The sequence below is a fragment of the Streptomyces cucumeris genome (genome assembly GCF_024295805.1).
Taxonomy (GTDB): Bacteria; Actinomycetota; Actinomycetes; order Streptomycetales; family Streptomycetaceae; genus Streptomyces; species Streptomyces cucumeris.
The window spans coordinates 1-3,847 of sequence record NZ_JANCLX010000080.1 but is presented as its reverse complement, the minus strand read 5'-3'; the positions used below and the strand labels follow the sequence as shown (position 1 = coordinate 3,847).

Here is a 3,847-nt window from a genome sequence, read left to right as displayed (position 1 = left end):
GCGAACAACCCCGACTGCGTGAACACCGTCCGGTCCAACGCCCCCGCGTCCCCACCGAACACCACCCCACGCACCGAACCATCCAGATGACGATCCAGCCCCCCACACACCTCATCGAACACCGACGCAAACACCGGGAAGGACTCGTAGAGCTCACGGCCCATTCCCCACCGCTGGGCGCCCTGTCCGGTGAACAGGAAGGCGGTGCGACCGCTGATGGCCGTCGCCCCCGGAGCGATATCCGAGGCCAGATCCTCCAGACCGCGCAGCAGTTCCTCACGGTCGGCGCCGACCACGGTGGCCCGGTGGGAGAACGCCGAACGGCTCAGCGCCAGCGAATACCCCACATCCACCGGGGAGAGCTCCGGCCGCGCGGCCACAAACACACGCAACCGCTCCGCCTGCCCACGCAACGCCGCCCCACCACGACCCGACAGCACCCACGGCACCATACAGGTGGCAACCGGCGGCTGGTCCCCGGCCTCGACCGGCTCCGCCACCGGACCCTGCTCCAGCACCACATGCACATTGGTGCCGCTGACACCGAAGGCGGAGACACCCGCACGCCGTGGCCGCCCGGTCTCGGGCCAGACCCGGGCGTCGGTGAGCAGTTCCACCTCACCGGCGGACCAGTCCACGTTCGCCGAGCGCTCGTCGGCGTGCAGCGTCCTGGGCAGCCGCCCCTCCCGCAGCGCCAGCACCATCTTGATGACGCCCGCCACGCCCGAAGCGGCCTGGGTGTGACCGATGTTGGACTTGAGCGCGCCCAGCCACAGCGGATGCCCCGCCTCCCGCCCCTGGCCGTAGGTCGCCATCAGGGCCTGTGCCTCGATCGGGTCGCCCAGTGACGTGCCGGTGCCATGAGCCTCGACCGCGTCCACCTCGGCCCCCGTCAGCCCCGCGTTGGCGAGCGCCTGCCGGATCACCCGCTGCTGGGAAGGGCCATTGGGTGCGGTGAGACCGTTGCTCGCGCCGTCCTGGTTCACGGCGGAGCCACGGACGACGGCCAGCACCTCATGGCCGTTGGCCCGCGCGTCCGACAGCCGCTCCAGCAGCAGCATGCCGACGCCCTCGGCCCACCCGGCGCCGTCGGCGTCCGCCGAGAACGCCTTGCAACGGCCGTCCGGGGCCATGGCCCGCTGACGGCTGAACTCGATGAAGGTGTCCAGGGTGGACATCACCACCACACCGCCCGCGAGCGCCATGGTGCACTCGCCCTGCCGCAGCGCCTGTGCCGCCTGGTGGAGCGCGACCAGCGACGACGAGCAGGCGGTGTCCACGGTGACGGCCGGGCCCTCGAGACCGAAGACGTACGAGATACGGCCGGAGGCCACACTGCTCGCGCTGCCGGTGGCGAGGTACCCCTCGAACTCCTCGGGAGCGCGCTGGAACCGCGATCCGTAATCGTTGTAGCTCGCGCCGATGAACACCCCGGCGCGGCTGCCCTTCACCGTGCCGGGGTCGATCCCGGCCCGTTCGAAGGCTTCCCAGGTCGTCTCGAGCAGCAGCCGCTGCTGCGGGTCGATGGCCAGGGCCTCGCGCGGGGAGATCCCGAAGAACTCGGGGTCGAAGTGGTCGGCGTCGTACAGGAAACCGCCGCCCGTGGCGTAGAAGGTGCCGGGCCGGTCGGGGTCGGGGTCGAAGTGGCCGTCGATGTCCCAGCCGCGGTCCGCGGGGAAGTCCCCGATGGCGTCACGGCCGTCCATGAGCAGCTCCCACAGCTCCTCGGGGGTGCGGACACCGCCCGGCAGCCGGCAGCTCATCGCCACGATCGCGATCGGGTCGTCGTCCGTCGCCGTGCCCACCGCCGCCGTACCCGCCGGGGCGTCGGCCTCGTCCGTCCCGGTGGCGCCGGTCTCCGTGAGCAGGAACCGCGTCAGGGTGGTGACGTTCGGATAGTCGAAGACGAGTGTGACCGGCAGCCGCATCCCCGTGGCGGTGCCCAGCCGGTTGCGCAGGTCGACCGCGGTCAGGGAGTCGAACCCGAGCTCGCGGAAGGCACGCCCCGCCTCGACGGCCGAGGTGTCCGGGTAGCCGAGCGCGGCGGCCACCTCGGTGCTGACGAGGTCGGTGAGGGTCGCTTCGGCCTCCTGGGGTGACAGTCCCGCGAGCCGCTGGGCGAGAGGCGTCGCCGCATCGCCCGCGCCGGAGTCCGGCGCTCCTGCCTCCGACGACCGCCGTGCCTCGGGGAGTTCGCGCAGGACGGCGGCGTCCGCCGACGTGGGGGTGGCCGCGATGAGCCGGTCCCAGGCGATATCGGCCACGGCCACATAGGTGTCGGATCCGTCGAGGGCGCGCTGCAGCGCGCCGATGGCCGGTTCCGGTGCCATCGCGGGCATACCGGTGGCGTGCAGCCGGGCCTCGACTGCCTCGTCGACCAGACCACCGCCGGACCACGGGCCCCACGCGACGGAGGTGGCGGGGAGTCCCTGGGCGCGGCGCCGCTGTGCGAGGGCGTCGAGGAAGGCGTTGGCGGCCGCGTAGCTGCCCTGTCCGGGGCCGCCGAGCGTGCCCGCGAAGGAGGAGAAGAGCACGAAGGCGGACAGCTCGCGGTCCCGGGTCAGTTCGTGCAACTGCAGGGCCGCGTCCACCTTGGGGCGCAGCACACCGTCGGCGCGCTCCGGGGTGAGGGTGTCGAGCACCCCGTCGTCCAGGACGCCCGCGGTGTGCACGACGGCGTCGAGCGGGGCCTCGTCGTCGTCGAGCCGGGCGAACAGGGCGGTCAGCGCGTCGCGGTCGGCCACGTCGCACGCCGCCACCGTCACGCGGACGCCCGACGCCCGCAGCTCGTCGGCGAGTTCACCGGCTCCGGGGGCGTCCGGGCCGCGACGGCTGGTGAGCATCAGATGCACGGCGCCGGTACGCGCCAGCCAGCGCGCCACATGGGCGCCCAGACCGCCGGTGCCCCCGGTGACCAGGACGGTGCCGCGCGGCTGCCACCGGCCGGTGGTGGCGGTGGGTGCGGCGGGGGCGTGGACGAGTCGGCGTCCGTAGATCCCGGAGCCGCGGACGGCCATCTGGTCCTCGCCGTCCGGCGCTTCCGTGAGCACCCCGCACAGCCGGGTGACGGCGCGGTCGTCGAGGGTGGCGGGCAGGTCGAGCAGCCCGCCCCACCGCTGGGGGTACTCCACGGCGGCGATCCGGCCCAGCCCCCAGGTGAGGGCCTGGAGCGGGTGTTCCAGCGGATCGGCGCCACCGACGGAGACCGCACCGCGGGTGACGTACCAGAGCGGGACGTCGGTGCCGGTGTCGCCGAGGGCCTGGAGCAGCGCGAGGTTGAGGGCGAGCCCGGTCGGCTGCGCGGTGTCCGTTCCGTACGGCTCCTCGTCGAGGGCGAGGAGGGACAGCACACCGGTCGGTGGCGCGTCCGCCGTCTCCACGGACAGGCGCCGGGCGAGTGTGCCGCGGACGGCGTCGGCCCCGGTCAGCTCCAGCACCCGGGCGGTGGCGCCGTGGGTCCGCAGCGCCTCGGCGATGCGCTCGCCCTCAGGGGCACCGGCCGGGACGGCGATGAGCCAGGTGGCACCGGCCGCAACGGAGGTGCGCGAGGTGGCGGCCGTGTCACCGAGCGGTTTCCAGGTGATGTGGTAGCGCAGGGCGTCCTGGGCGGCCCGGTCACGACGGGCGCGGCGCCAGGTGGCGAGCGCGGGCACCACCATGGCCAGCGACGATTCCTCGGCGTCGAGGTCCAGTTCGGTGGCGAGGGCCTCGAGGTCGCCGCGCTCGACGGTGTCCCAGAATGCGGTGTCGGCGGGGTCGCCGTCGGTGGTCACCGGCTGTACGGAACCCTCCAGCCAGTACCGCTGCCGCTGGAACGCATACGTCGGCAACCCCACCACCGAACCAC

General features: G+C 73.5%; 1 protein-coding gene. It reads right to left on the bottom strand.

What is annotated here, in order from left to right:
- Window positions 1-3,847 (bottom strand): type I polyketide synthase (locus NMK44_RS41770; RefSeq protein ID WP_254753379.1); only part of this gene is annotated, 3,847 nt, incomplete at both ends.